This is a genomic window from Streptomyces sp. NRRL S-118 (genome assembly GCF_000716335.1).
Taxonomy (GTDB): Bacteria; Actinomycetota; Actinomycetes; order Streptomycetales; family Streptomycetaceae; genus Streptomyces.
Genome location: NZ_KL591045.1, coordinates 15,893 through 16,142, shown reverse-complemented (window position 1 = coordinate 16,142; position 250 = coordinate 15,893). Strand labels below are relative to the sequence as shown.

Here is a 250-nt window from a genome sequence, read left to right as displayed (position 1 = left end):
CGACCCGATCGTGATCGTGGGCATGGCGTGCCGGTATCCCGGTGGCGTGCAGACGCCCGAGGACCTGTGGCGGCTGGTGTCCGACGGCACCGACGCCATGGGCCCCTTCCCGGACGACCGGGGCTGGGACGTGGGCGAGACGTTCGACACGGAGGCGTACGCCGCCGAGGGTGGTTTCCTCTATGACGCGGCCGAGTTCGACGCCGGCTTCTTCGGCATCTCGCCGCGTGAGGCGGTGGCGATGGACCCG

The 250-nt window shown here is 71.2% G+C and carries 1 protein-coding gene; it reads left to right on the top strand.

The window, feature by feature from the left end:
- A partial coding sequence (locus tag IH00_RS0136050) for a beta-ketoacyl synthase N-terminal-like domain-containing protein (RefSeq protein WP_158828180.1) occupies window positions 1-250 on the top strand: 250 nt, incomplete at both ends.